The following is a 26,894-nucleotide window of genomic DNA, read 5'->3' as shown; positions in this document are numbered from 1 at the left end:
AATTACTCCAGTTTAGAACAGGCGATACTTTTAACACATTGTTATTTATGTCTTTTAAAAATGTGGCACAGCCTTTGCAATTTTGTGATGGAGCGCCGCCCGCAGGATGCGTGCAGGAAGCAGCGCAGCGCGTGAAGCAGTCCCCGTCTAATGCAGAGAGGTTTCACATGAAAATTGGCGTTTTTATCCCGATTGGTAATAACGGCTGGCTGATCTCCACCCATGCGCCGCAGTACAAACCGACTTTTGAACTGAACAAAGAGATCGTGCTGAAAGCAGAGCATTATCATTTCGACTTTGCCCTTTCGATGATCAAACTGCGCGGCTTCGGCGGCAAAACCGAGTTTTGGGATCACAACCTCGAATCCTTCACGCTGATGGCGGGACTCGCGGCGGTGACCTCACGCATTGAGATCTACGCCACCGCCGCCACGCTAACCTTACCGCCCGCGATTGTGGCGCGTATGGCCTCCACCATTGATTCCATCTCCAATGGCCGCTTCGGCGTCAACCTCGTCACCGGCTGGCAGAAACCCGAGTACGAGCAGATGGGCTTGTGGCCGGGCGATGCTTACTTCTCCAGCCGCTACCAATATCTGACCGAATACGTCACCGTGCTGCGCGATTTGTGGGGCACCGGCCAGAGCGACTTTAAAGGCGAGTTCTTTACCATGAACGATTGCCGCGTCAGCCCGCAGCCGCAGAAACCGATGAAAGTGATCTGCGCCGGCCAGAGCGATGCGGGCATGGCGTTCTCGGCGCAGCACGCCGATTACAACTTCTGCTTCGGCAAAGGCGTCAACACGCCAACTGCCTTCGCGCCAACCGCCGCGCGTATGAAGCAAGCTGCCGATAAAGCGGGCCGCGACGTCGGTTCCTATGTGCTGTTTATGATCATTGCCGCCGAGAGCGACGAAGCCGCACGCGCCAAATGGGAGCACTACAAAGCCGGTGCCGATGAAGAGGCGCTCGCCTGGCTCACCACGCAAAGTCAGCAGGACACCAAATCTGGCAGCGACACCAACGTGCGCCAGATGGCCGATCCGACCTCCGCCGTCAACATCAATATGGGCACGCTGGTGGGTTCTTACGCCAATGTGGCACGAATGTTGGATGAGGTTGCATTAGTAGATGGCACGCAAGGCGTGTTGCTCACCTTCGACGACTTCCTGCAAGGCATCGAAGATTTCGGTGAACGTATTCAGCCCTTAATGCAGTGTCGCCACGATTTAATCGCATCCCAGCAGGAGGTTGCCTGATGAGTACCGTTGTTTGCGCCCATACCTCAAGTTTACCGAACGTCACCTTGCCGGCGCGCCCGGAAGCCATCGCGCTGCCGCCCGCGCAAAGTGCGCTGATTGTGGTGGATATGCAGAACGCCTACGCCACGCAAGGCGGCTATCTCGATCTGGCGGGCTTTGATGTCTCCGCTACCAAGCCGGTGATTGCCAAAATCCATCAGGCGGTCACCGCAGCGCGGGCCGCCGGGATGCAGATCATCTGGTTCCAGAACGGTTGGGACGACCAATACGTTGAAGCCGGTGATGCCGGATCGCCTAACTTCCACAAATCTAATGCGCTGAAAACCATGCGCAAGCGCCCGGAGTTACAGGGCACGCTGCTGTCGAAAGGCGGCTGGGATTATGCGCTGGTCGATGAACTGGTGCCGCAGGCCGGCGATATCGTATTGCCGAAACCGCGCTACAGCGGCTTCTTCAACACCTCGCTCGACAGCATGCTGCGCAGCCGTGGCATCCGCCATCTGGTGTTTACCGGCATCGCCACCAACGTCTGCGTGGAATCGACACTGCGTGACGGCTTCTTCCTGGAATATTTCGGCGTGGTGCTGGAAGACGCGACCTATCAGGCGGGTCCGGCGTTTGCCCAACAGGCGGCCATTTTCAATATCGAAACGTTTTTTGGCTGGGTCAGCGATACCGACACCTTCTGCGAAACGCTGAAAAGCTAACGCCTCGATTCACCTGCAAACCGATAAGAAGAGGATTTCGCCATGCCTAAAAGTGTGATTATTCCGCCCGGCACTGGTACGCCCATAGCGCCATTCGTGCCCGGCACCTTAGCTGACGGCGTCGTCTACGTCTCCGGCACCTTGCCGTTCGATGCCAACAACAACGTGGTGCACGTCGGTGATGCCGCCGCGCAAACGCGTCACGTGCTGGAGACCATTAAAAAGGTGATCGAAACCGCCGGCGGCACCATGGACGACGTGACCTTCAACTCGATTTTTCTCACCGACTGGAGCAACTACGCAGCGATCAACCAGATTTACGCCGAATACTTCCCCGGTGATAAACCGGCGCGCTTCTGCATTCAGTGCGGCTTAGTGAAACCGGATGCGCTGATCGAAATCGCCACCGTGGCGCATATCGGCAAACAGGAGGCCTGATGCATCTGGAGATCCAGGGTTTAACCGCTGAAGATGCGCCGACGCTGGTGCTCGCTTCCGGTTTAGGCGGCGTCGCCGGTTTCTGGCAACCGCAGCTGGCGGCGCTGACGCCGCATTATCGCGTGGTGACATACGATCAGCGCGGTACCGGCCGCAGTGCCGATACGCTGCCGGACGGCTACAGCATGACGATGATGGCGGCGGAACTGGCAGAAACGCTGGAACAGCACGGCATTCAACATTACGACATTATCGGCCATGCGCTGGGCGGCTTAATCGGCCTGCAACTGGCGCTGGACTTCCCGCAGCGCGTGAGCCGCGTGGTGGTGATCAACGGCTGGCTTTCGCTGGATGCGCACACGCAGCGCTGCTTCCAGGTGCGTCAGGATCTGCTGATGAACGTCGGCGTCGAAGCCTTTGTGCGTGCGCAGCCGCTGTTCCTCTATCCCGCGGAATGGCTGGCGCGCAATCAGGAGCGCATTAACGCTGAAGATGCGCACCATGTCGCCCATTTTCAGGGCATGGAAAACCTGCTGCGTCGCTTGCATGCATTGAAAAGCGCGGATTTTCGCGCACATGTGGGGCGCATCTCCCAGCCGGTGTTAGCGATCTGCAGCCAGGACGATCTGCTGGTGCCGTGGAGCTGCTCACCGCAGCTGGCGCAGGCGCTGCCCAACGGCAGCCTGATTGAGATGGCCTGGGGCGGACACGCGATGAGCGTCACCGATGCCGACAACTTTAATGCGCTGCTGCTGCGCTGGCTGGCCGATATGGCTGCGCCTGCCCAGCGAGCGGCCAGCTAATCACAGGAGCCGCCAATGAGCGTGCATGAACTGCCAATTTTACCCGGTGTAGAACGCGATGCGTTTCGTAACGCGATGGCGTGCTTAGGCGCGGCGGTGAATATCATCACCACCGACGGTCCCGCTGGACGCGCCGGATTTACCGCCTCGGCGGTGTGCAGCGTTACTGATACGCCGCCTACGCTGCTGGTTTGTCTTAATCGCTCAGCGTCGGTGTGGCCGATTTTCCGCGACAACGGTTATCTCTGCGTTAACACCCTGGCCGCCGGGCATGAAGATCTCTCGACGCTATTTGGCGGCAAAACGCCGATGGCAGAACGCTTTGCCGCCGCTGACTGGCACACGCTGGCCAGCGGTTCACCGCTGTTAGACGGCGCGCTGGTGTCGTTTGACTGCAAAGTGGCACAAGTGGTCAGCGTGGGCACGCACGACATTCTGTTTTGCGAAGTGCAGGCGCTGGTACGCAATGATGAAACGCACGGTCTGGCATGGTTTGACCGTGGCTATCATCACCTTTTACGGCAGGACGCCCGCTAACGCCGCCTTGTGCGGCCCGCTTTCACTGACACCCTGGAGATGACGATGGCGAGTTCCTGGTTCCCCCGCTGGCAGAAAAAGTCAGCCATGACCGATGATGGGCTGATTGCGCCGGACGAAACGCTGCCGTTTGCGCAGACGGTCGTGCTTGGCCTGCAGCATGCTGTAGCAATGTTTGGCGCAACGGTGCTGATGCCGTTGCTGATGGGACTGGACCCCAATCTGGCGATTCTGGTTTCGGGCATCGGTACGCTGCTGTTCTTCCTGGTCACCGGCGGGCGCGTACCCAGTTATCTCGGATCCAGCGCGGCGTTTGTCGGCGTAATCATCGCGGTAACCGGCTTTAACGGTCAGGGACTCAACCCCAACCTGGCGCTGGCGCTGGGCGGCGTGATTGCCTGCGGCGCGCTCTATACGCTGACTGGCCTGATCGTGATGAAGGTCGGCACCGGCTGGATCGAGCGTCTGATGCCGCCGGTGGTCACGGGCGCGGTGGTGATGGCGATTGGTCTGAACCTGGCGCCAATTGCGGTGCACGGTGTATCCGGCTCGATGTTTGACAGCTGGATGGCGGTGATGACGGTGCTGTGCATTGGTCTGGTGGCGGTATTCACGCGCGGGATGATCCAGCGCCTGCTGATTCTGGTCGGCCTGATTGTCGCGTGGGCCATCTATGCACTGCTAACCAACGTGATGGGCTTCGGCAAACCGGTGGATTTCAGCGGCCTTGCCAACGCACCGTGGTTTGGCCTGCCGCACACCACCGCACCGATCTTTGATATGCAGGCCATCGTGATGATCGCGCCTGTGGCGATCATTCTGGTAGCGGAAAACCTCGGGCACATTAAAGCCGTGGCGGGCATGACCGGGCGCAATCTCGATCCCTGGATGGGCCGCGCCTTTGTCGGTGACGGTCTGGCAACCATGCTGTCGGGCTCAATCGGCGGCAGCGGTGTCACCACCTACGCGGAAAATATCGGTGTGATGGCGGTGACCAAAGTCTATTCAACGCTGGCCTTTGTGGCCGCCGCGGCGATCGCTTTGGTGCTTGGCTTCTCACCGAAATTTGGCGCGCTAATCCACACCATTCCCGGTCCGGTGATTGGTGGCGCCTCGATTGTAGTATTTGGTTTGATTGCGGTGGCAGGCGCACGCATTTGGGTGCAGAACCATGTGGATTTCAATCAGAATGGCAATTTGATCATGGTGGCGACCACGCTGGTGCTGGGCGCCGGTGATTTTGCCCTGAAGATTGGCAGCTTCACCCTTGGCGGCATCGGCACCGCCACCTTTGGTGCCATCATCCTGAACGCGATTTTACAACGTCGCGGCGCCGCGCTGGCGAACGAGGCGGCACGGCAACACCCTTAAGGCTCGAGCGGTGCCTGATCGGGCACCGCTTTCTTGCGGCGTATACGCAGTTCGCTGACGATTACCCCACAAACAATCAAGGCCGCGCCCAGCAGCGCAGCAGCAGGTAGACGCTCGCCCGCCAAACGCCCTACCACGCCCGCCCACACCGGTTCACCGGCGTAAATCACCGTGGCACGCGTCGGTGAAACGCTGCGTTGCGCCCAGTTCATCGTCACCTGAATCAAGGCGCTGGCCGCGCCCAGACCCAACGCGCTCAGCAGCAACGGCGTTGACATGGCAGGAACCGATTCGCCATTCGGGATCATCAGAACAAAGGCGCAGGCCGATGCCACCATCAGCTGAATCAGCGTGACGCGGCGCACATCGACCTGTCCGGCATAACGGCTGATCAGGATGATCTCCGCCGCGATTGCCAGCGTGCTCAGTAAGGTGGCGATTTCACCGGCATTCAGCGTCAAACTGCCATCCTGCGGACCCGCCACCAGCACTAAACCGGTAAACGCCAGCAAAATGCCCAGCCACGCCATCAATCCCGGCGGACGGCGCAGGAATAACCATTGCAGCAGCGGCACCACCGGCACGTAGAGCGCGGTGATAAACGCCGACTGACTGCTGGAAATGGTTTGCATGCCCCAGGTTTGCAGACCGTAGCCGCCGGCAATCGACAGGCCAATCAGCGCCCCGGCTTTGATTTCCAGCCAGGTAACTTGCTTGAGATAACGACGGAAGAAAAAGGCCAGCAGCAGCGATGCCGTAGCAAAACGTAATCCCACAAAAAAGAACGGACCGGAATGGGCCATCGCCCGGTGTACCACCAAAAAAGTGCCACCCCAAACCATGGTAATAAATATGAGCACCAACTCCTGACGCGAAATACGCAGGCTGAGACGAGAAGAAGAAGCGGACATAACGCACCAGAATAATCAGTTGGCGGTCAGTTTGCTCAGAGAGCGGGGAAATTGCAATGCCTGTCACCGCCGGGCGAACCCGGCGGCCGGGGATTAACGGTCAGTCGCGCTATTTCTTGCCGCGGCTGCGTCCCCCTTTTTCACCGGCTACAGACGCGCGCTGTGGGTCGTTTCTAAAATTACCCCCGCTGTTTTTGCCGCCTTTGCGACCCGCTTCTGCGGCCCTTTCACGGTCCTCTGCGAAATTGCCTGATCCTCCACGATGTTCGGCCATCATTTCCTCCACGGATTGAGCATCCAGATTAGGGGCTTGTCACGATGCTGCCGTGAAAAGCCTGGCGGCGGATATTCCGCACACCTGATTAAATAATAGACAACGCAGCGGTGAGATCGGCCTGATATTCACAATTTGAAACAGATAATTCACTCATTTCACTGCGAAAAAGCAAATTTACCGCCGCGTTACAAGCAGTTAGCCGACACTTATTGGCACCTGCTTAACCTCTGTACAGCAGCCTGCGCAGGCTCTTCTATACTTTTGGTTACTCACCACCCTCGCAGGATGAAAACCATGGCAAAGATTTTGGTGCTCTATTATTCGATGTACGGACATATTGAAACCATGGCGCAAGCCGTGGCCGACGGTGCAAAGAGCGTGAGCGGCGCGGAAGTTACAATATTGCGCGTGCCGGAAAGCATGGATGCCGAGCGTTTCGCCCAGGTTGGCGGCAAAGTGGATCAGGCTGCGCCTGAAGCGAAACCGGAAGATTTGCCGCAGTATGATGCCATCATCGTTGGCACACCCACACGCTTCGGCAACATGGCGGGGCAGATGCGTAACTTCTGGGATCGCACTGGCGGCTTGTGGGCTTCGGGCGCGCTGTACGGCAAAATCGCCAGCGTCTTTGCTTCCACCGGTACCGGCGGCGGCCAGGAGCAAACCATCACTTCCGTCTGGACCACCCTCGCCCATCACGGCATGGTGATTGTTCCCATCGGTTATGGCACTAAAGAACTCTTCGACATCTCCCACGTACGCGGCGGAACGCCCTACGGCGCCACCACCCTGGCGGGCGGAGATGGATCACGTCAACCTTCGGCGGAAGAACTGGATATTGCCCGTTTTCAGGGCCAACACGTCGCCGGACTGGCGGTAAAGCTACAGGGATAAAATCCACAACAGGAGACCTTCATGACAACAGAACAGTCGAAAGAGCATCACGTAGGCGAATGGGCATCACTGCGCCACACTTCACGCGAAATCGCTGAAGCCATTTTTGAGGTAGCCAACTACGACGAACGTTTAGCCGAGCAGATCTGGAGCCAGCAAGGCAGCGATGAAGTGCTGATTCGCGCCTTCAAAAAGACCGACCAGGATGTTCTGACCTGGGACGATAAAACGGTCGAGCGCAAAAACGTTTGAATTGCAGGCGGGCATTGTCCCGCCTTTGTTACCTTTACATCACCAAGGAGCCTTGTATGTCAGCCTATCAAAGTATCAATCCAGCCAATAACCAACTGCTAAAAGCGTGGAACGAGCACGATGATGCCTATGCACAACAGGCGCTGGAAACCGCAGATGCGCTTTATCATTCCGCGTGGAGTAAAGGCGATATTCAACCGCGTCTGCAGGTGCTACACCGTTTAGCCGATTTGATTGACCAACGGGCCGAAGAGCTGGCGACCATCGCCAGTAAAGAGATGGGCAAACTGATTGGCCAGAGCCGTGGTGAAGTAAAAATCTGTTCGCAGATCGCCCGCTACTACGCTGAACATGCCGCGACATTTTTACAGCCGCAACCCTACGCCAGCGATGTGGGCGATGCCTGGCTTGAGTACCATCCGATTGGCGTGATCGTCGCGGTCGAGCCGTGGAACTTCCCTTACTATCAGCTGATGCGCGTGCTGGCGCCAAACCTGGCGCTCGGCAATCCGGTGCTGGCGAAACACGCCAATATCGTGCCGCACTGCGCCGATGTGTTTGAAAAGCTGGTAGAAGAAGCCGGTGCGCCAAAAGGCGCATGGACCAACCTGTTTATCTCCACCGATCAAGTCGCGGATTTGATTGCCGATCCGCGCGTGCAAGGCGTGGCGCTGACGGGTTCCGAACGCGCCGGTAGTGCCGTGGCGGAACAGGCCGGTAAACACTTGAAGAAATCGACGCTGGAGCTGGGCGGTAACGATGTGTTTGTGGTGCTGGACGATGCCGATATCGATGAAGCGGTACGTCAGGGTGCGCAAGCTCGCCTCAGTAACTGCGGCCAGGTCTGTACCGCCGCCAAGCGCTTTATTTTGCATGAGAAAATTGCCGATACGTTTATGGCCAAATTTAGCGCGGCTCTGCAATCGGCCACGCCGGGCGATCCGCTTGATGAGAAAACCACGCTTGGTCCGCTCTCTTCAAAAGATGCGCGCGATCGTTTAGTGAAGCAGGTTGAGGAAGCGGTGCAAAATGGCGCGCGCGTGGAGTTTGGTGGACGCGCCATTGATGGCGTCGGCTGCTATTACCAGCCAACGGTGCTCACTGGTCTGACGCCAGACAATCCTGCTTACTATCAGGAGTTCTTTGGCCCGGTAGCACAGGTGTATGTGGTGGCGGACGATCGTGCCGCTGTGGCACTGGCGAATGATTCAAATTACGGCCTGGGCGGTTCAGTCTGGACTAAAGACATTGCGCGCGGCCGTAAGATGGCATCGCAGATTGAAACCGGCATGGTGTTTATCAATTCGCAGAGCGATACCTCCGCAGAGCTGCCGTTTGGTGGCGTGAAACGTTCCGGATACGGACGTGAGTTGTCGGATCTGGGGATTAAAGAGTTCGCCAACCAAAAACTGGTGGTCGTCGCCGGTTAACAGGCACAAAAAACCCCGCCGCGGCGGGGTTTTCTTTGAGCAGCAAACTCAGTTACTGGTCGCTGCTTTGGCCGGTTCTTCTGATTTGGCTGGCGTAGCATCGGCTTGCGCTTTCTGTGCTGCTGCCGCATCAGCCTTGGCTTTCTCATCCGCTGCTTTCTGGGCAGTGGCTTTCTCCGCTTTGGCTTTTTCGTCTGCCGCTTTCTGCGCGGCCGCTTTATCCGCCTTCACTTTCTCTTCAGCCGCTTTCGCGTCTGCAGCCTTCTGTGCTGCGGCTTTATCCGCTGCTGCTTTGTCTGCGGCTGCTTTATCCGCAGCAGTCTGATCGGCTTTCTGCTTAGCGTCATCTGCGGCTGGTGCTGCGGCCGCAGGTGCTGGCTGTTCTGCCGCAGCCGGTGCCGCAGCAGGCTGCAGTGGCGTACCTTGCAGAGCACCGTTCAATGCGCCGATGAATTGATCCCAACTGCAGTAGCCGTTGGCATCCGTTTCACAGCCCGCCAGTTGCAGCGTGACGCGCTTCGGTGGATTTTTCAGGCTCAGCACATCGGCATCGCGCAGCTGATCGGCCGTTTGATAGACGTACTCAATTTTCAGCAGATCTTTGTTGTTCTTCACATCGTGCCAGCGTTCGAATACTACCTGGCCGCCAATCGGCGTTTTCTCATCGTTGCCCGGCAGTTCATAAGGCTTAACCTGCAGCGCGCTGAGTAAGGAGGCGATGTTGGAATCATGACCAACCATCAGCGTCACTTTTGGCGCGTTGGCTTTATCCTGATCGACTAACTGGCTGCGGATGTAATCCACCAGCGGTGCGGCCACTTCGCGCGCCACTTCAGGAGAGGCGAACAGCGCATCCTGATAACCGTTTTTGATCGACGCCAGCTCTTTCCACTGTTCAGGCGTTTTGATCTGGCCCCAGGCAACCTGATCGGCCGGGAAACCTTCGTAATATTGCAGCGTAAACGCATCCACCAGCGAGTTGCCGATTTTCAGCGGACCGCTTACGTTCGGCTCTTTACCGTTATCCGCGCTGAAAGTGTTATCGCCGCTGCTCAAATCACACTGCTTTTTGCCGTTACAGGCCGGGGCAGATTTGTAATCAACGATTTTTTCCAGCTGCTGGAAGGCAGGCTTCAGTGCCAGCTTTTCATTGGCGGCGGTCATAGCAGCCAAGGCTTTCTTGTTGAATTCATCGCTGCCGTCGGTGACGACCGGATTGAAGATCGGATCCATGGTGCCCATCGCATCCTGATGCGTGACCGCGATATCACAGCCAGGGAAGGCGCCAGTGATAAAGTACTGCGCGGTCGCCACGGTGCGCTGCAGGCTGTTGGCGTAGACAAAGATGTTGCTGCTATCCGGGCAAGTCCCGTTCTGGACTAAGCCCTGCTGTGCCAGCCACTGACGGGTATAATTCCCCATGTAGACTTCCAGCACGCCACCTTTGGTGGTGAGCTCACCGCCCGCGACATCCCACTGCGGCCAGCTCTTTTTGGTGGATTGTTCCAGTACGCTGCCGTTGTTGGCGAGCGGCGCACGCAGGTTATGACGGCTTAACATCAGCACCTGCTGGAGTTGCATATCTCCATCCGCAGCATAGGCGGACATGCCCATCGGGAGCGCAGCGATGACTGACAACGCGCAAAGACTCAGTTTCTTGATCATTGTGCCTATTCCATAATTCATCAGTGAAACACTCTGGCTTTCAAACGATTAGCCCGCCAAAGAGCGAATTACCGCACAGTGTAACTCAGCTTGCATCGGAAAATCGCCAGATGTTTGCAAAAAACCGTGCATGGAATATAGCAGTTAACGCGCGTGGCGTCGGGGAACGGCAGCAGATGGAAAAGCAACGCGATGTTTTTCGGAATTTATGAACGCAGAAAAGCAAAAAGCCCGCATTTCTGCGGGCTTCTTTAATATGGCGGAGGAACAGAGATTCGAACTCTGGGATGGTTTCCCATCGACGGTTTTCAAGACCGTTGCCTTAAGCCACTCGGCCATCCCTCCGGGGATTTTTTTGTTGCGTCACTCTGCAAGAGTGAATGGCGGAGGAGGAGAGATTCGAACTCTCGGATGGTTTCCCATCGACGGTTTTCAAGACCGTTGCCTTAAGCCACTCGGCCACCCCTCCGCAATGAGGCGCACTATAAACATCCCCCATAACGATGTAAAGCCTGCAATGAATCGTTCGGCTGAAAAACAGCCAAATTCTATTTTTTCGGCGTCAATTTCGCCATTCTGCTCAGCGAAACAGCAATTTATCGCGTAAAGATGGGTAAAACGCCTTTTCTGTCTTTCAGGCGCTGCGTATCCTCGTGCCATATTTGGTGTTTCTCTCTTTAAGGAGCGCATGATGGAAAGAATTTTTAGCTCGTCGCAGCAATCGTTAGTCAGCACCCACAAGGTGCTGCGCAATACTTATCTGTTACTTGGCTTTACGCTGGCCTTCTCGGCCGTCACCGCCACACTCAGCACCGTGTTTGCCTTGCCTTCACCGGGCCTGATTCTGATGCTGGTCGGCTTTTATGGCTTGATGTTCCTGACGCATAAACTGGCTAACAGCCCGGCAGGTATTCTGGCGGCCTTCGCTTTCACCGGCTTCCTCGGTTACTGCCTTGGTCCAATCCTGAGCTCGTTCCTCACTGCAGGCATGGGTGATGTGATCGCTATGGCGCTGGGCGGCACCGCGCTGGTGTTCTTCGGTTGCTCGGCCTACGTATTGACCACGCGCCGCGATATGTCATTCCTGAGTGGCATGATGATGGCCGGCTTTGTCGTGCTGCTGGTGGCGGTGGTTGCTAATATCTTCCTGCAACTGCCTGCGCTGCATCTGGCGATTAGCGCCCTGTTCATCCTGTTCTCTGCCGGTGCCATCCTGTGGGAAACCAGCAACATCATTCACGGCGGTGAAACCAACTACATTCGCGCTACCGTAAGCCTGTACGTTTCGCTGTATAACATTTTTGTTAGCCTGTTAAGCCTGCTGGGCTTCGCTAACCGCGATTAAGCTGCTGCAATAGTTATTACACCCCGCTTCGGCGGGGTTTTTGCTTTTTATGGTCGGGCGAATTTACAATGTGTCGATTAACGCCATGAGGAATGACTGTGAATTTTGCTGGTAAAGAGATTGCCACCGATGCGGAAGGCTATCTGAAAAATAGCGCGGACTGGAGCGAGCCGCTGGCTGCTGCCATCGCGGAGCAAGAAGCGATCGTGATGAGTGACGCGCATTGGGAAGTAGTGCACTTTGTGCGCAACTTTTACCAGGAATTTAATACCTCGCCGGCGGTACGCATGCTGGTGAAAGCCATGGCGCAAAAGTATGGCGAGGAGAAAGGCAACAGCCGCTATCTGTTCCGTCTTTTCCCGGAAGGCCCGGCCAAGCAGGCGACCAAAATTGCCGGATTGCCGAAACCAGCCAAATGCCTGTAATCAGCCGGAGGTGAATCGCGTAGGCATTTCCCTGGGCTGATGCGGCTCCACCAGCACTTTATCCACCCGCGCGCTACGCGGCCCACCCGCTTTGAGCCAACTGATTAATGCATCGACCTGCTGCGCCTCACCGGACGCCAGCACTTCAACGCTGCCGTCCGACAGATTGTGCGCATAACCGTTAAGATTCAACTCTCTGGCCTGCGCTTGGGTGTGGTAGCGAAACCCCACGCCCTGCACGATGCCGTGCACCCAAATTTTGCAGCATGTGGTAGCCATTGCGTTCTCCCATCGTCTTGCGTTGCAATTTGCCGCCATCCGCCGGAAAATGGCGCCTCATTTTTTCAGGTAAGCATAGCAAACTATGACCGTTCGATTGATTCTCACAAAGGGACGTGAAAAATCCCTGCTCCGCCGCCATCCGTGGGTGTTCTCTGGTGCCGTTGCACGTATGGAAGGTAAAGCCCAGTCTGGTGAAACCATTGATATCTGTGACTGCAATGGCAAATGGCTGGCTCGCGCCGCGTATTCTCCGCAATCACAAATTCGCGCACGCGTCTGGAGTTGGCAACAGGATGAGTCAATCGACATCACCTTCTTCGTGCGCCGCTTTGAGCAAGCCCAGCTGTGGCGTGACTGGCTGGCGAAACGTGATGGGCTGGACAGCTATCGTCTGATTGCCGGTGAGTCTGATGGCATGCCGGGCGTAACCATCGATCGCTTCGGCAACTTCCTGGTGATGCAGCTGTTGTCTGCGGGTGCCGAGTATCAGCGTCCGGCCATCGTCTCCGCCTTACAGCAGTGTTTCCCGGATTGCGCTATTTACGATCGCTCAGACGTGGCGGTGCGTAAAAAAGAGGGACTGGAGCTGGCGCAAGGGCCGGTTTCGGGTGAACTGCCGCCACCGCTGCTGCCGATTACTGAACACGGCATGAAGCTGCTGGTGGATATTCAGGGCGGTCATAAAACCGGCTACTACCTTGATCAGCGTGACAGCCGTTTTGCCACGCGTGGCTACTCAGATAATGCACGCGTGCTGAACTGCTTCTCTTACACCGGTGGTTTTGCGGTTTCTGCCTTGATGGGCGGCTGTCGTGAAGTGATTAGCGTTGATACTTCGCAAGACGCACTCGACGTGGCGAAACAGAACGTTGAACTCAATGGTCTGGATGTGTCGCGTGCCCAGTTTGTGCGTGACGATGTGTTCAAACTGCTGCGTCGTTATCGCGACAGCGGCGAAAAGTTCGACCTGATCGTCATGGATCCGCCGAAATTCGTAGAGAACAAGAACCAGTTGATGGGCGCGTGTCGCGGCTATAAAGATATCAATATGCTGGCCATTCAGCTGTTGAATCCTGGTGGCGTATTGCTGACCTTCTCCTGTTCTGGCCTGATGCCAACCGATTTGTTCCAGAAAATCATCGCTGATGCCGCCGTTGATGCCGGTCGTGATGTACAATTTATAGAGCAGTTCCGTCAGGCAGCCGACCATCCAGTGATCGCCAGCTATCCTGAAGGGCTTTATCTGAAAGGTTTTGCCTGCCGCGTGCTGTGACTTGAAAACGCTGTCCCTGCCTCCATATTGGTTACAGGGCAGTCTTTTGGGAGGTCACAATGATTACGACTAAATTTGGAATTGGACAGCAGGTCCGACATCGTCTCTCCGGGGTGCTCGGCGTTATCGTGGATGTCGATCCGGAGTTTTCGCTTGATGAGCCAGAAGTTGATGATGTCGCTGCCAGCGAAACGCTGCGCGCCGCGCCCTGGTATCATGTGGTGATGGAAGATGAAGAAGGCGATCAGGTGCATACCTATGTCGCTGAAGTTCAGCTGGCGGGGGAAACCTCCTTCGAACATCCCGAACAACCTTCAATGGATGAGCTGGCCGCGTCAATTCGGCAACAGCTGCAGGCACCCAGCCTGAGACATTAATCAAACGGCGACTCCGGTCGCCGTTTCTGTTTTAGTGCCTAATCCCCAGCCGAGGAATTTCAATTTTTGGACAGCGATCCATTATCACGGTCATACCCGCATCTTGCGCCAGCACCGCCGCCTGCTCATTAATCACGCCCAGCTGTAACCACAACGTATCCGCACCAATGGCGATCGCTTCCTGCGCTACGCCCCATGCCGCTTCGGCATTGCGAAACACATCTACCATATCCACTTTTCCGGGTACATCCGCCAGCGTGGCATAGGCGGTTTGACCAAGAAGTTGCTGTCCCGCCAATTTAGGACTCACCGGAATCACCTCGTATCCCTGATCGAGCAAATATTTCATCACGCCATAGCTCGGGCGATCGGGGCGGTCGCTGGCGCCCACTAACGCGATACGTTTGGTTTTAGTCAGCACATCGCGAATCGTTTGATCATTCATCTTTTTTCTCCTGGTTCATTCGCTTAAGTGTAGATGGCATTGCGCATCAGGCTGCAACTGTTGGTCACCAGAACTTTGCGCAGCAGCACGAATAAATATGTAAAAATGTAAATTTACTGCCATAATGTAATACTTTGCTACACATAATCGATTTACCCCCTTCTGCCGGGAGTTGAAATGAAGCTGTCTTTAACTGCTACGGGTTTACTGCTGTTGCTCGTATCAGCCTCATGCCAGGCCATCACTCTCAAGCTCGATCCCGAGATCGAACTGCTGGTGCTGGACGGGCGTAAAATTTCTGGTTCGCTGTTGAAAGGCGCAGGCAGCCTTGAGCTGGATCGTGGGCAGCATCAGTTTCTGTTTCGTGTGGAAAAACCGGGCACTGACGCCGCGCACTTTCATTCCGTGCCGATGATTGTCACTTTCAGCGCCAATGCCCATTCGGTGGCAATTCGCTTGCCTGCGCTCACTAATCGTCGTGAACGTACCACCTTCGACAAAACCCTCAACTTTCAACTGATTGATGAACGCGGCATAGAAATCACCAGCCTGCGCGACCATTTGCCGAAGCCAGGTGATAACGATTTCGAAAAGGCGATGGTGAATTATAATCGTGATGCCCACGCCGCTTCGGTTCCGCGTTTTGCCTTACATTCGCTGAGCGCCAGCGAGGCGCAGTTGAATCTGGATTACGCCTGGCAAGAAGTTAGCGATCTTCCCTCTTTGCATGGCTGGTTCAAGCGTTTTGATGCCGCCACACGTCTGCGTTTTATTAGCTGGATGAAAACCTTACGCGCAAGTTGATAGTGATGAAACGCCAGGGGTAAACTCCTGCATTAACACATAATGCATGAGAAGAAACAGGAAGCCCTATGGAGCAGACCGTTCGTACCCTTCAGGTTCAGAAACATATCGCCCTCGTTGCACACGATCACTGTAAAGCCTCGCTGCTGGAGTGGGTGCAAACCAACCAAAGCACGCTGCAACAGCATGTGTTGTACGCTACCGGCACCACCGGCAATCTGATTAATCGTCATACCGGATTGGATGTTAACGCCATGCTAAGCGGCCCGATGGGCGGCGATCAGCAAGTGGGTGCGTTGATTTCGGAAGGTAAAATTGATGTGCTGATTTTCTTCTGGGATCCGCTGAATGCGGTGCCGCACGATCCAGATGTCAAAGCGCTGCTGCGCCTCGCCACGGTGTGGAATATCCCGGTGGCCAATAACCGCACCACCGCAGATTTTATTATCCAGTCACCGAAGTTTGCCCAACAGATTGAGATTCAGATTCCAGACTATCAGCGTTATCTCGCCGAACGCCTGAAACCCTAATCATCAGGCCTTACGGCTTTGTGGCACACCTAATTCGCGCAGGTGCTCGACAAATACCGAAGGCCGATCTTTATCGAACATCAGCCACACCTGCTGGCGCGCACGCGTCATCGCCACATACGCCAGCCGTCGCTCCTCTGCATCCGGGAAATCTTCCGGCTGCGGCAGCAAACCCTCTTCCATGATGGATTCCCGCGCTTGTGCCGGGAAACCGTCGCGTCCCTGATGCAGCCCCAATACAATAACAAAATCCGCCTGTTGTCCTTTGCTGGCATGGATCGTCATGAAATCCAGCTTTAACTTTGGCCAGCGCGTTTTAGCTTTATCGAGGATTGCTGGCCGCAAATGGTGGTAACGCGCCAGCAGCAGTACGCGCTCTTCGGGTTTGGCATAACCGCTCAGTTTATCGAACAGCGCTTCCAGTTGATCCTGCGGCAGCAAAGTCACCGATTTTTTATTGCCTTTGCTCAAGCTGTTCAGCGGCTTGCGCAGCTGATGCGGGTTCTGTTGTACAAAGCGATTGGCTATCTCACCAATACGATCGTTAAAGCGATAGGTGGTATCCAGCACGCAGCGATCGCCATCGCCGAAATAGTGATGGAACGCGGTGGTCAAACTCATTTCGGCACCGCTAAAGCGATAGATTGCCTGCCAGTCATCGCCCACCGCGTACAGGCTGGTTCGCTTGTTTTGCTGACGCAGCGCCGTTAGCAGTGCAGCTCGCTGCGGTGAGATGTCCTGAAACTCATCGACCAGAATATGCTTCCACGGGCTGATAAAACGCCCTTTCTCCAGAATGGCAATCGCCTGATGAATCAGCCCGGAAAAATCGACCGCGCCCTCCTCTTTCAGCGCGCTTTTCCATGCCTTTAACAGTGGCGCCATCAGTTTGACACGCTTGCTGAAATTATCGCGCTGCGCTTCTGCCACATCCGCGATCATTGCCGCCTGCGCGCCGCCGTGCATGCGCATCAAGCCCAGCCAGCGCTCCATGCGCGATACGATGCGCTGCGCCAGTTTGTCATCTTGCCAAAAGGGACCTTCGGGAATCTCCCACTCCAGCTCATCCTGCAACCACTGACGCCATCCGCTGGCCTGTGCTTTCTTGCTGTTGCACTGCTCGCGCCAGGTCGCAATCAGTAACTGTCGCCGCGCCTTGCTGTCGCTTTCCAGCTTGCTGATCACCGGTTGTTTGTTACTGCCTTCGCGGATGATATGCAGCGCCAATGCATGGAAGGTACGCGCCTGAATCGCGCTCTCACCAAGGCGCGTTTGAATACGGTCATTCATCTCTTCTGCCGCCTGACGACCAAACGCCAGCAACAGAATTTGATCCGCTTGCGCCAGCTTGCGTTTCAGTAGCCAACCCGCGCGCGCCACCAGCACCGAGGTTTTGCCACTGCCCGCCCCCGCCAGCACCAGCAGCGCGTCTTCGCCATTCACTACAGCTTCGCATTGCGATGGATTGAGCGGCGTGGTTTCAACCGTGGAGAAGAATTCGTGATAGTCGCTGAGGATCTTGCTGGTCCATTGGCGATTGCGTTGGCGGATGGCCGCTTCACCTTGCTCAAGCCATTGCTGGCAGAATTCCCAGCGCTCACGACAGTTGTCAAACTCGGCAATGCGCGCGAGAGGCAACGGCAAGGCAGAAAACTGGCGCGTAATGCTCTCTTTTACCGCACTCAGCTCACTGCGTTTCAACCAGCGATCCTGTTGGGTGAAGGCGAGGATTTCCTGCTCCAGCGCAACCAGCACCTCCGCGCTCACCTCGCTCATCTCCTGGCTCCACTGCTGCCAGGCGTGCTGCAAATAATGGAAAAAGCGCTGCGTTTCCTGCCATTCGGTGCCATGAAGGCGCACAACTTTCTCGTCTGGCAGTAGAAACTCCAGTTCGCCCCATACCATGCCGCGTTTGCAGGCAATGTTGAGCAACTGGTTAAACGGAATCAGATATTCATGGCGATCGCCACTGACTTCCACGCCGGCGGCCAGCAAGCGCACCCGATTATAGGGATGCTGTGCCAGACGTTTACCCATTGATGTTGCTTTCAGTTCCATGTCCGCACCGTCATGTGGAATTCGATATCGCGCAGTTTACCTGTCAGACTCTTGACGCTCCAGCCTTAAAACAGGCTAAACTTGGCGCCACATATTGCGGATTGCAAAAGGAAAAACACGTTTATGCGTACCGTACTTAACATTCTTAATTTCATTCTCGGCGGCTTTTTCACCACCCTCAGTTGGTTGTTTGCCACGCTGGTGAGCATCGTGCTGATTTTTACGCTGCCGTTGACGCGTTCCTGCTGGGAAATCACCAAACTGTCTCTGCTGCCCTTTGGCAACGAAGCGGTGCATGTCGATGTGCTGCGTCCCGACAGTAAAAGCCATGTGATGAATACCGGCGGCACCTTCCTTAACATTTTCTGGCTGATACTGTTTGGCTGGTGGTTGTGTCTGGCGCATATCTCGGCCGGTATCGTGCAGTGTCTGACCATCATTGGCATTCCTGTTGGCATCGCCAACTTCAAAATTGCCGCGATTGCGCTGTGGCCGGTTGGCCGTCGCGTGGTCTCCGTTGAAGAAGCGCAGGCTGCGCGTGAAGCCAATGCGCGTCGCCGCTACTGAGGCCGTTCAATGATTCATGACGCCTTGCCAGGCTGGCGACGTTATCTGTTTAACAGCAGCCTGCGCTATTTGCTGCGCATCTTCTTTGCTTTGACCGGATGCGCGGCGGTGCCGTGGTGGCTGCACCAAATCGAGTGGACCATTCCGCTGACGCTGGGCGTGGTCGCCGCGGCGCTGGCAGATCTCGACGATCGCTGGATTGGGCGTGTACGCAATCTGTTGATCACCCTGGTGTGTTTCTGTATTGCTTCGGTGTCGGTGGAGCTGCTGTTCCCCCATCCGTGGGCGTTTGCTCTGGGTCTGGCGCTTTCCAGCTGGGGCTTTATTTTGCTCGGTGCGCTGGGACAGCGTTATGCCACCATCGCCTTTGGTGCGCTGCTGATTGCGGTTTATACCATGCTGGGCATCGGCTTGTTCCCACAGTGGTGGATGCAGCCAGCGCTGCTGTTGATCGGTGCCCTTTGGTACAACTTGCTGACCTTTGTTGGTCATTTGATGTTTCCGGTGCGCCCGGTGCAGGAACAGCTGGCAGGCAGTTTTTCCCAGCTGGCGCGCTATCTTGAAGCCAAAGCAAACCTGTTTGATCCTGATGGCGGCGATCAGGATGACGCTACGCTGGTTGCCACGGCGATGGTCAACAGCCAGTTGGTGGCCCAGCTCAATCTCACTAAAAGCACCATTCAAAGTCGTTTGCGTGGCGACCGCGGTTCACGCAGCACGCGTCGCAGCCTGCACTACTATTTTGTCGCGCAGGATATCCATGAACGCGCCAGCTCCTCGCATCTGCAATATCATTTGCTGCGTGATAACTGGCGTTACAACGAAGTGCTGTTCCGTTTCCAGCGCCTGATGAACATGCAAGCGCGCGCGTGTCGGCAACTGGCGGAGACCATTTTGCTGCGTCAGCCGTGGCATCACGACAGCCATTTTGAACGCACCTTTGAACGGCTGGAAACCGCGCTGCAACGCCTACAGCAGAACGAGCCGCAGGATCCACACATTCATGCACTGTTCTGGCTGCTGCGTAATCTGCGTGCCATTGATGCACAACTGGCATCGATTGAGTCAGAGCAGATGCTGGCCGAACCGTCCCCGCAGAGCGATCACCATCTGTCACGGGAAGGGCTCAGCGGCTGGGCGGATATCCGCTTACGCTTGAGTCGCCATCTCAGCCCACAATCTGCCCTGTTCCGCCATGCAGTGCGTATGTCGCTAGTGCTGTGTGTTGGCTACGCCTTTATTCAAATCACCGGCGTCGATCGCGGTTACTGGATCTTGCTGACCAGCCTGTTCGTCTGTCAGCCCAATTACAACGCCACCCGACGCCGCCTCGCCTTGCGTATCGGCGGTACCTTAGCCGGCATCGCCATCGGTTTGCCGGTCTTGTGGCTGGTGCCCTCGATTGAAGGTCAGCTGGTGCTGATTGTGCTGAGCGGCGTGCTGTTCTTCGCATTCCGCCAGATTCAATATGCACAAGCCACGTTGTTTATCACCTTGCTGGTTCTGCTGTGCTTCAATTTGCTCGGCGAAGGCTTTGAAGTGGCGCTACCGCGCGTGGTGGATACCTTGCTTGGCTGTGGCCTGGCATGGCTAGCGGTGGCTTTTGTCTGGCCCGACTGGCGTTTTCGCAAAATCACCGCCGTTGCCGATCGAACATTGGATGCCAACTGCCGCTATCTGGATGCGATTATGGAGCAATACCATCAAGGCAAGGACAATCGCCTGGCTTATCGCGTGGCACGTCGCGATGCGCATAACGCCGATGCTGAGCTAGCGTCAGTGGTGTCAAACATCAGTGGTGAACTTAAGCTACAACAACCGTTACGTGAGAATGCGTTTCGACTGCTGTGTCTGAACCACTCCTTCCTCAGCTATATCTCGGCGCTGGGAGCGCATCGCGAACAGCTGGCAGATAGTACCTTGCTGACCTTACTGGATGACGCGGTCTGCTTCATAGAAGATGTGCTGCAGATCGATCAGGTTACGGATACGCAAGCCACAGAGATGCAGCAGGCGCTAATGCAGCGCATGAGCGAGATGAAAAACAGCCCGGATACACGCGCACCATTAGTGATTCAGCAATTGGGATTGTTGGTCGCGCTGCTGCCCGAAATTGCCCGTCTACGCCGCACCCTCGTCAACGATTAAGGCTGCTGATGCTCCGCCGCCGCATGCTGGCGGAGCATTTTTAGATACCAGGCGTAGAGCTCTTGCCGGATGGCGCTGGGTAACGCCGCCTCATGATGTCCTGATATTGCACCTTCCAGCGCCAACAGCGTTTTTAACCCAATGTGCTTATTCACCGCGCGTAGTTTCAGCCAGCTTTGTCGCGATCCTGTTTCACACAGCAACCGCACCGAACTGATCCCCACCTTATGCAGCATCAGCTCCAGTCGCAGGCTTAAATTCGGCAGATCTTTCAATCGCAGCGAGACAAGTCTGGTAGCCGCTTCCTCCTGTGCGGCGCGCAATGAGCTAGCCGATAACTGCAATAATTGTTCGGGGTTTTGCCATAACTGTGTATCTACTTTGAAGTAGCTTAAGGTCACCGGCACGCCACGCTTGCGGTAAATCAGCGGTTCGAGTGAACGCTGTGCGTTATAGACGTGAAGCGCCTCGCTGGCTCGGAGATAAAGTGCATCTTCATTGATATAAGCAAAAATCACCTTCTCAATAGTCAGCGCATACCCCCCAAATTGCGTACGTGATTCAATTTTACCTAATGCCGCCAACTGCGCTTTTGATTGCTCAACTACCGGGTTATATCTCTTCATAACGCCCCCTCCAATGGATTCCATGCGCGGGAAATTTCCTATAAAAGCTCGCAGATTCATCTGGTTAGAAGATAAAAAAAACGATTTAGCTGTTCAATGAATAAAAGCAGGAGTGCGGGATCTTGTGCAGAAATTGCGAGGCGTTTTCAGAAATTGAGGTTGATCTTTATCCAGGAAGTCATTACTGTACATCCATACAGTTCATTACTGAGTGATTAAATTATGCGTACTCATTTCTCTGGCCCTGCTGATCGTTCACATCGTTTCGCTTCACCTGGCTTAGCGCAACCTTCGCTGGGTGGAATCACTGAACTGCGCTCCAGCGAACAACCTGAAATGATGCAACTTATGCTGCTTCCGGTACTAAAACAGTTGAGCGAGCAATCGCGCTGGCAGCTGTGGCTCACTCCGGCTCATAAGCTAAATCGTAGCTGGATGCAGCAGTCGGGATTGCCGTTAGAAAAGAGTATGCATATCACCGAATCTGAGCGTTTTAACACCGTTGAAAGTATGGTGAAGGCATTACGTACAGGTAACTACAGCGTCGTGCTTGCCTGGATTCCGTACGAATTGAGTGATGAAGAGCGTTTAGAATTGGAACAAGCAGCGGCGGAAGGTGAAGCACTCGGTCTGATTTTGCGTCCACAGGGACGTCAATATGCTCATTCCAGACAACCTAATGCGTCAAAAATTCCCTCAGATTTGTTTCATTAAGTAAATCCAGGAATTTTCTCAGCATTTTTTTTGCAAAAGTTGCATCTAAGCTACTGATTCTTTTCCCGCCAGCTATGACAATGGCTTAGACGCTTTTTTGTTTTCTAATACCGAAGATTTAGCCATATGATTTGTTAAAATGTGTGTATAAATCGCTGTTTTTTTGCTGCCCGGCGTCACATCATACTTGTAAGTTTCCAATCTCGTTGTAGACTTTAGCTCGCCAGGGTGCTCAATAACCTCCGTTTTTTCGGTAGAGTCAAAAGCGAGCGTTTAGACCCGGCGAAGGATTAACACAAAGAGCAACCTTTTTGCTCATTGCCTATTTGGATGATAACGAGGCGCAAAAATGAAAAAGACAGCTATCGCAATTGCAGTGGCACTGGCTGGCTTCGCTACCGTAGCGCAGGCCGCACCTAAAGATAACACCTGGTACACCGGTGCTAAACTGGGCTGGTCTCAGTATCACGATACTGGTTACTACGGTAACGGTTACGCGAACAATGACGGTCCAACTCACGAATCTCAGCTGGGTGCTGGTGCTTTCCTGGGTTATCAGGCTAACCCGTACCTGGGCTTCGAGCTGGGCTACGACTGGTTGGGCCGTATGCCTAACAAAGGCGACACCATCAACGGCGCGTTCAAAGCACAAGGCGTTCAGCTGGCTGCTAAACTGAGCTACCCAATCACCGAAGACTTCGATGTCTACACCCGTCTGGGTGGTATGGTATGGCGTGCTGATTCAACTCAGAACAACAACGGCGTTCGCATCAGCGACCACGACACCGGCGTTTCTCCGCTGGCTGCTGTTGGTGTTGAATACGCACTGACCAAAAACTGGGCAACTCGCCTGGACTACCAGTGGGTTAACAACATCGGTGACGCAGGTACCGTTGGTGCACGTCCAGACAACAGCATGCTGAGCGTGGGCGTTTCTTACCGTTTCGGTCAGGATGAAGATGCAGCGCCAGTTGTAGCTCCGGCTCCAGCTCCAGCGCCAGTTGTTGAAACTAAGCGTTTCACCCTGAAGTCTGACGTTCTGTTCACCTTCAACAAATCTACTCTGAAGCCAGAAGGTCAGCAGGCTCTTGATCAGCTGTACAGCCAGCTGAGCTCAATGGATCCGAAAGACGGCTCTGTTGTAGTACTGGGCTTCACCGATCGCATCGGTTCAGAGCAGTACAACCAGAAATTGTCTGAGAAGCGCGCGCAATCTGTAGTTGATTACCTGGTATCTAAAGGTATCCCTTCTAACAAGATCTCTGCACGCGGTATGGGCGAATCCAACCCAGTTACTGGCAACACCTGTGACAGCGTGAAAGGCCGCAATGCCCTGATCGACTGCCTGGCGCCAGACCGTCGCGTTGAAATTGACGTGAAAGGTATCAAAGACGTTGTAACTCAGCCACAGGCTTAAGTTATCACGCAGTAAAAAACCCCGCTAAGGCGGGGTTTTTTTATGGCTGAATGTAATGAGAACGAAAAGGATTCTACTCTTTTTCCGAGCCACCATTTCCGAGGATCGCCTGCAGATCCTGCTTCAGCGTAGACATCTGGCTGGCGTACTTCTCTTTGCGTTCAGCATCTTCAATTAACTGAACTATGGTTTCTGACAGCGTATTACTGCGACGCTGCGCTAATCCTGCCAGACGCTGCCACACCAGATATTCCAGATCGATCGATTTCTTACGCGTGTGCTGATGCTCAGCATTAAAGTGACGTTTACGACGTGCACGTATTGTCTGCTTGAGACGATTCTCCAAATCTGGATGAATGTGCTGGGCGATCCACTCGTTAACCTCAACCGGGCTGTTTTCCATCGACAACAACGTATCGACCGCAGCTTGCGCCGCACTAAGCTCAAGATGACGGGTGATCAGTTCACCCTCCCGATGCTTTTTCACCAGGTATTTCCACTTCCATCCACTTTCAAGATTTTCGAGTTGCTGGTATTTCATCGGAATCTCATCGTGATCACGTAACAAACTAAGAATAACAGCTTTTTTCCTGGATGCAGCAAGGAAAAACATGTTGCAGCCGTCACAATCCGGGCCGGAACTCCGCCGTGATTAACCAGGTTGATTCCTGTATAATCGCGCTTTTCCTAAATCAGACTAATGCGAATATTTTGACCAGCACTCAAATTACGTGGCAAGCCCTGCAGCCGGATAGCGACCGCTACCAATCCATTTTCTCGAACGTCTCACTGGAAGATTGCGATAGTCTTGCCGCGGTTCAGCCGCGTCTGCTGAATGCGCTGGCGCATTTGCATCATCAAACCCTGGGTTTTCCGCTGCTGCTGTTACGCAGTCAGGAAAACAGCGATTACCTGGCCTGCATCGCCGATGCGGCGCAACGTTTCCAGCCGGATGAGAATTCTCTTTACGGTGGCGACTATCATGTGATGGGCGATACCGTCAGTCTTCTACCGCCAACCGATATCAATCGCCCCTTCACCAGCCAGGGCGGCGTGCATTTCGCCGACTGGATTGAAGCTGAACAGTTGTTCGGTTGCGTACGTCAATATAAAGACCGTGTGCAGCCTGAACCGGGCTTACTGCATCGCGCCAATGGCGGTACGTTGATTCTTGCGGTCAACACTTTACTGGCACAGCCGCTGCTGTGGCTGCGTTTGCGTAAGTGTATTGAGCAAGGTCGCTTCGATTGGTATTCACAGGATGAGCGTCAACCATTGCCTGTCGCCATTCCCCCGCTACCGTTGCAACTGCGTCTGGTACTGTGTGGCGACCGTGATGCACTGGCCGCTTTCCAGGAAATGGACGTCGAAGTTCATGAGATGGCGCTGTATAGCGAATTCGAAGAGAGCTTACTAATTCTCGACGAAGATGACATGACGTCATGGTGCCAGTGGACGCTAACGCAAGCCGAACAAGCCGGATTAGCGCAGCCTGAAGCCGATTTCTGGCCATTGTTGATCACCGAAGCAGCACGCATGACCGGTGATCAAGACACGTTGCCGCTTTGCCCGCGCTGGCTTCGTCGCCAGCTGCAAGAAGCGGCGCTGCATGGCGACAGCATCAATGGCGAAGCGTTGAAAGAAGCGCTGGAAGCGCGCCAATGGCGTGAAGGCTTCCTCGCCGATCGCATGCGTGATGAAATCCTGCTTAATCAGATCATGATTGAAACCGAAGGCGAAGTGGTTGGGCAAATCAACGGCCTTTCGGTGGTTGAGTTCCCAGGTCATCCGCGTCCGTGGGGAGAACCTTCGCGCATTACCTGTGTGGTACACCCGGGCGATGGCGAGTTCACCGATGTGGAGCGCAAAGCCGAATTAGGTGGCAACATCCATGCGAAAGGCATGATGATTATGCAAGCCTACCTGATTGCCGAGCTGGAGCTAGAGCAACAGCTGCCCTTCTCCGCTTCACTGGTGTTTGAACAATCCTATTCCGAAGTGGATGGCGACAGCGCCTCACTGGCCGAGCTCTGTGCGTTAATCAGTGCGCTGGCTAATCAGCCGGTTAACCAGCAGATTGCGGTGACCGGCTCAGTTGATCAGTTTGGTAACGTGCAGCCCGTCGGCGGCCTGAACGAAAAAATTGAAGGCTTCTTCCAAATCTGTCATTCACGTGAATTGACCGGCAAGCAAGGTGTTATTTTCCCTGCCAGTAACGCGCGCCATCTCAGTCTGAATCAGGATGTTGTGGAAGCGGTTAAGGCCGGACAATTCCATCTTTGGGCCATTGAGAGCGTAGATGAAGCGTTGCCGCTGCTGACCGGCATTGCCTGGCAGAGTGAAAGCGGCGAATCTCTGCTTAGTACCATTCAGGAACGTATTACCCAGCTGAACCAGCAGGAAGCTCGCCTGCGTCCGTGGCCACTACGTTGGCTCAACTGGTTCAACCACAGCTGATAACATTGCTCAGCGTACAACTGTTCGCTAATATTCGGGCTTCACTAAAAGAAGGCATATTGAGAACATGGTAGATAAACGCGAATCCTATAGTAAAGAAGACCTGATTGCCTCGGGTCGCGGCGAACTGTTTGGCGAAAATGGACCGCCGCTTCCATCCAACAACATGTTGATGATGGACCGCGTGGTCAAAATGACCGAAGACGGCGGTAAATTCGATAAAGGTTTCGTCGAAGCCGAACTGGATATCCGCCCTGACCTGTGGTTCTTTGACTGCCACTTCATTGGCGATCCGGTAATGCCGGGTTGCCTCGGCCTCGATGCGATGTGGCAGCTGGTAGGTTTCTACCTCGGCTGGCTGGGCGCAGAAGGTAAAGGCCGCGCGTTGGGCGTGGGTGAAGTGAAGTTCACTGGACAAGTCCTGCCTACCGCCAAAAAAGTGACCTATAAAATTCACTTCAAACGCGTGATTAACCGTAAACTGGTGATGGGCGTGGCAGATGGCGAAGTCTTCGTTGACGGGAACCTGATTTACTCTGCGACCGATTTGAAAGTGGGTCTGTTCAAAGACACTTCAGCTTTCTAATCCTTCCAAATGAAAACCTCCGCACGCAGCGGAGGTTTCTTCCATAATGTTAGACATCCAGCAGTGCTAGGCCACCGCTGACCTGTCCTCCATGGCTTGACGCCAACCTCCCAACCAGTGAGACCGTGCATCGATCAATTGATAAGGGCATATCTCTTTCGAGCGGCCCGTAATACCGGCTTGGTAGCCTCGTGAATGTGCTCGTTCCAGGCGGTCTCTCTTCTGTCTCTTCATGCCTCGTTTCCCTCATTTCAGGTCTGGTGGAATCTGGGTGGAAAGAAAGAGTGGCGATA

General features: G+C 54.9%; 30 protein-coding genes and 2 tRNA genes. 21 read left to right on the top strand and 11 right to left on the bottom strand.

The annotated features are described in order from the left end of the window. The first annotated feature begins 167 nt into the window (after positions 1-167). Genes rutA through rutG form a run of 6 tightly spaced genes read left to right on the top strand, consistent with a single transcriptional unit; the run spans position 168 to position 5,118 of the window. Positions 168-1,259 carry a pyrimidine utilization protein A gene (rutA, locus tag K5Y33_RS03020; protein WP_049851054.1) on the top strand — a complete coding sequence of 364 codons (1,092 nt, stop codon included), beginning with the start codon at positions 168-170 and terminating at the stop codon, positions 1,257-1,259. Continuing rightward, positions 1,259-1,969: a pyrimidine utilization protein B gene (gene rutB, locus K5Y33_RS03015; protein ID WP_110865881.1), complete on the top strand. Its 711-nt coding sequence runs from the start codon at positions 1,259-1,261 to the stop codon at positions 1,967-1,969. The genes rutA and rutB overlap by 1 nt, the downstream gene beginning before the upstream one ends. Positions 1,970-2,011: 42 nt before the next feature. Then, positions 2,012-2,407, top strand: a complete 396-nt coding sequence (gene rutC / locus K5Y33_RS03010) for a pyrimidine utilization protein C (RefSeq protein WP_110865880.1) — start codon at positions 2,012-2,014, stop codon at positions 2,405-2,407. Continuing rightward, the gene (rutD, locus tag K5Y33_RS03005) at positions 2,407-3,210 is read left to right on the top strand and encodes a pyrimidine utilization protein D (RefSeq protein ID WP_222233227.1); all 804 of its coding nucleotides are present in this window, start codon (positions 2,407-2,409) and stop codon (positions 3,208-3,210) included. Before rutC ends, rutD begins: the two co-directional genes overlap by 1 nt. Positions 3,211-3,225: 15 nt before the next feature. Next, positions 3,226-3,747, top strand: a complete 522-nt coding sequence (gene rutF / locus K5Y33_RS03000; protein WP_110865878.1) for an NADH-dependent FMN reductase RutF — start codon at positions 3,226-3,228, stop codon at positions 3,745-3,747. 45 nt (positions 3,748-3,792) lie between these two features. Beyond that, positions 3,793-5,118 (top strand): pyrimidine utilization transport protein G, encoded by a 1,326-nt coding sequence (rutG, locus tag K5Y33_RS02995; protein ID WP_222233226.1) that lies wholly within the window; start codon positions 3,793-3,795, stop codon positions 5,116-5,118. Here rutG and K5Y33_RS02990 read toward each other — a convergent pair. Both K5Y33_RS02990 and K5Y33_RS02985 read right to left on the bottom strand, forming a co-directional pair. Continuing rightward, positions 5,115-6,029, bottom strand: a complete 915-nt coding sequence (locus K5Y33_RS02990) for a DMT family transporter (protein WP_008109428.1) — start codon at positions 6,027-6,029, stop codon at positions 5,115-5,117. The genes rutG and K5Y33_RS02990 overlap by 4 nt on opposite strands. Before the next feature lie 109 nt (positions 6,030-6,138). Continuing rightward, on the bottom strand, positions 6,139-6,303 hold the full coding sequence (locus tag K5Y33_RS02985; protein WP_061717065.1) for a general stress protein: 165 nt from the start codon (positions 6,301-6,303) through the stop codon (positions 6,139-6,141). Between the two features lie 297 nt (positions 6,304-6,600). Between K5Y33_RS02985 and wrbA the strand changes: the two genes are divergently transcribed. Genes wrbA through K5Y33_RS02970 form a run of 3 tightly spaced genes read left to right on the top strand, consistent with a single transcriptional unit; the run spans position 6,601 to position 8,882 of the window. Then, positions 6,601-7,200 carry an NAD(P)H:quinone oxidoreductase gene (gene wrbA / locus K5Y33_RS02980; RefSeq protein WP_101760909.1) on the top strand — a complete coding sequence of 200 codons (600 nt, stop codon included), beginning with the start codon at positions 6,601-6,603 and terminating at the stop codon, positions 7,198-7,200. Between the two features lie 21 nt (positions 7,201-7,221). After that, positions 7,222-7,452 (top strand): YccJ family protein, encoded by a 231-nt coding sequence (locus K5Y33_RS02975; protein ID WP_007887329.1) that lies wholly within the window; start codon positions 7,222-7,224, stop codon positions 7,450-7,452. Between the two features lie 56 nt (positions 7,453-7,508). Further along, positions 7,509-8,882, top strand: coding sequence for an NAD-dependent succinate-semialdehyde dehydrogenase (locus K5Y33_RS02970; RefSeq protein WP_101760910.1), 1,374 nt, complete (start codon positions 7,509-7,511; stop codon positions 8,880-8,882). 48 nt (positions 8,883-8,930) lie between these two features. Here K5Y33_RS02970 and agp read toward each other — a convergent pair whose 3' ends face one another. The 3 genes from agp to K5Y33_RS02955 form a co-directional block, all read right to left on the bottom strand. Then, on the bottom strand, positions 8,931-10,547 hold the full coding sequence (gene agp, locus K5Y33_RS02965; RefSeq protein WP_222233225.1) for a bifunctional glucose-1-phosphatase/inositol phosphatase: 1,617 nt from the start codon (positions 10,545-10,547) through the stop codon (positions 8,931-8,933). Positions 10,548-10,804: 257 nt separating this feature from the next. Continuing rightward, a tRNA-Ser gene (locus K5Y33_RS02960) sits at positions 10,805-10,892 on the bottom strand. Positions 10,893-10,928: 36 nt separating this feature from the next. After that, positions 10,929-11,016, bottom strand: a tRNA-Ser gene (locus tag K5Y33_RS02955). Between the two features lie 222 nt (positions 11,017-11,238). On the opposite strand from K5Y33_RS02955, the gene yccA reads away from it, so the two are divergent. Then, entirely contained in the window at positions 11,239-11,892 is a 654-nt protein-coding gene (yccA, locus tag K5Y33_RS02950) for an FtsH protease modulator YccA (RefSeq protein WP_007887332.1), read from the top strand. Between the two features lie 98 nt (positions 11,893-11,990). Beyond that, positions 11,991-12,317: a sulfurtransferase TusE gene (tusE, locus tag K5Y33_RS02945; RefSeq protein WP_101761038.1), complete on the top strand. Its 327-nt coding sequence runs from the start codon at positions 11,991-11,993 to the stop codon at positions 12,315-12,317. On the opposite strand, the gene yccX is transcribed toward tusE, so the two are convergent. Continuing rightward, the gene (gene yccX / locus K5Y33_RS02940) at positions 12,318-12,596 is read right to left on the bottom strand and encodes an acylphosphatase (RefSeq protein WP_222233224.1); all 279 of its coding nucleotides are present in this window, start codon (positions 12,594-12,596) and stop codon (positions 12,318-12,320) included. Positions 12,597-12,681: 85 nt separating this feature from the next. Here yccX and rlmI point away from each other — a divergent pair, with 85 nt between their 5' ends. After that, positions 12,682-13,872: a 23S rRNA (cytosine(1962)-C(5))-methyltransferase RlmI gene (gene rlmI / locus K5Y33_RS02935; RefSeq protein WP_110865872.1), complete on the top strand. Its 1,191-nt coding sequence runs from the start codon at positions 12,682-12,684 to the stop codon at positions 13,870-13,872. A gap of 59 nt (positions 13,873-13,931) precedes the next feature. Next, complete coding sequence (gene hspQ, locus K5Y33_RS02930) at positions 13,932-14,249, top strand: heat shock protein HspQ (RefSeq protein ID WP_008101422.1); 318 nt, start codon at positions 13,932-13,934, stop codon at positions 14,247-14,249. Positions 14,250-14,280: 31 nt separating this feature from the next. On the opposite strand, the gene K5Y33_RS02925 is transcribed toward hspQ, so the two are convergent. Then, on the bottom strand, positions 14,281-14,694 hold the full coding sequence (locus K5Y33_RS02925) for a CoA-binding protein (protein WP_101760915.1): 414 nt from the start codon (positions 14,692-14,694) through the stop codon (positions 14,281-14,283). A gap of 177 nt (positions 14,695-14,871) precedes the next feature. On the opposite strand from K5Y33_RS02925, the gene K5Y33_RS02920 reads away from it, so the two are divergent. Then, positions 14,872-15,498 carry a DUF2057 family protein gene (locus tag K5Y33_RS02920; RefSeq protein ID WP_101760916.1) on the top strand — a complete coding sequence of 209 codons (627 nt, stop codon included), beginning with the start codon at positions 14,872-14,874 and terminating at the stop codon, positions 15,496-15,498. 68 nt (positions 15,499-15,566) lie between these two features. Continuing rightward, a complete protein-coding gene (locus K5Y33_RS02915; protein ID WP_101760917.1) occupies positions 15,567-16,028 on the top strand; it encodes a methylglyoxal synthase in 462 nt (153 codons plus the stop codon). Between the two features lie 3 nt (positions 16,029-16,031). Here the strand turns inward: K5Y33_RS02915 and helD are convergent, their stop codons facing one another. Further along, entirely contained in the window at positions 16,032-18,086 is a 2,055-nt protein-coding gene (helD, locus tag K5Y33_RS02910; RefSeq protein WP_222233223.1) for a DNA helicase IV, read from the bottom strand. 123 nt (positions 18,087-18,209) lie between these two features. On the opposite strand from helD, the gene K5Y33_RS02905 reads away from it, so the two are divergent. Then, complete coding sequence (locus K5Y33_RS02905) at positions 18,210-18,653, top strand: YccF domain-containing protein (RefSeq protein ID WP_008101434.1); 444 nt, start codon at positions 18,210-18,212, stop codon at positions 18,651-18,653. Between the two features lie 9 nt (positions 18,654-18,662). Continuing rightward, positions 18,663-20,801 (top strand): YccS family putative transporter, encoded by a 2,139-nt coding sequence (yccS, locus tag K5Y33_RS02900; RefSeq protein WP_110865869.1) that lies wholly within the window; start codon positions 18,663-18,665, stop codon positions 20,799-20,801. On the opposite strand, the gene K5Y33_RS02895 is transcribed toward yccS, so the two are convergent. Continuing rightward, complete coding sequence (locus K5Y33_RS02895; protein ID WP_101760920.1) at positions 20,798-21,427, bottom strand: TfoX/Sxy family DNA transformation protein; 630 nt, start codon at positions 21,425-21,427, stop codon at positions 20,798-20,800. The two genes, yccS and K5Y33_RS02895, sit on opposite strands and share 4 nt — an antisense overlap. Positions 21,428-21,649: 222 nt before the next feature. Between K5Y33_RS02895 and sulA the strand changes: the two genes are divergently transcribed. Together sulA and ompA are read left to right on the top strand one after the other, a co-directional pair. Beyond that, a complete protein-coding gene (gene sulA / locus K5Y33_RS02890) occupies positions 21,650-22,141 on the top strand; it encodes an SOS-induced cell division inhibitor SulA (protein ID WP_101760921.1) in 492 nt (163 codons plus the stop codon). Positions 22,142-22,490: 349 nt separating this feature from the next. After that, complete coding sequence (gene ompA / locus K5Y33_RS02885) at positions 22,491-23,558, top strand: porin OmpA (protein WP_192413827.1); 1,068 nt, start codon at positions 22,491-22,493, stop codon at positions 23,556-23,558. 73 nt (positions 23,559-23,631) lie between these two features. Here ompA and matP read toward each other — a convergent pair whose 3' ends face one another. Continuing rightward, a complete protein-coding gene (gene matP, locus K5Y33_RS02880; RefSeq protein WP_008101445.1) occupies positions 23,632-24,099 on the bottom strand; it encodes a macrodomain Ter protein MatP in 468 nt (155 codons plus the stop codon). Between the two features lie 53 nt (positions 24,100-24,152). Here matP and K5Y33_RS02875 point away from each other — a divergent pair, with 53 nt between their 5' ends. Next, entirely contained in the window at positions 24,153-26,015 is a 1,863-nt protein-coding gene (locus K5Y33_RS02875) for a Lon protease family protein (RefSeq protein ID WP_222233222.1), read from the top strand. A 67-nt stretch (positions 26,016-26,082) separates the two neighbouring features. Further along, positions 26,083-26,601 carry a bifunctional 3-hydroxydecanoyl-ACP dehydratase/trans-2-decenoyl-ACP isomerase gene (gene fabA, locus K5Y33_RS02870; RefSeq protein ID WP_101760924.1) on the top strand — a complete coding sequence of 173 codons (519 nt, stop codon included), beginning with the start codon at positions 26,083-26,085 and terminating at the stop codon, positions 26,599-26,601. Positions 26,602-26,667: 66 nt separating this feature from the next. Here the strand turns inward: fabA and rmf are convergent, their stop codons facing one another. Continuing rightward, on the bottom strand, positions 26,668-26,835 hold the full coding sequence (rmf, locus tag K5Y33_RS02865) for a ribosome modulation factor (protein WP_071531634.1): 168 nt from the start codon (positions 26,833-26,835) through the stop codon (positions 26,668-26,670). Positions 26,836-26,894 lie beyond the last annotated feature (59 nt).

Origin of the sequence: Pantoea sp. DY-17, from assembly GCF_019795975.1 — a bacterium.
Taxonomy (GTDB): Bacteria; Pseudomonadota; Gammaproteobacteria; order Enterobacterales; family Enterobacteriaceae; genus Pantoea; species Pantoea leporis.
The sequence above is the reverse complement of the archived record's forward strand: the minus strand, read 5'-3'. Positions and strand labels throughout refer to the sequence as shown.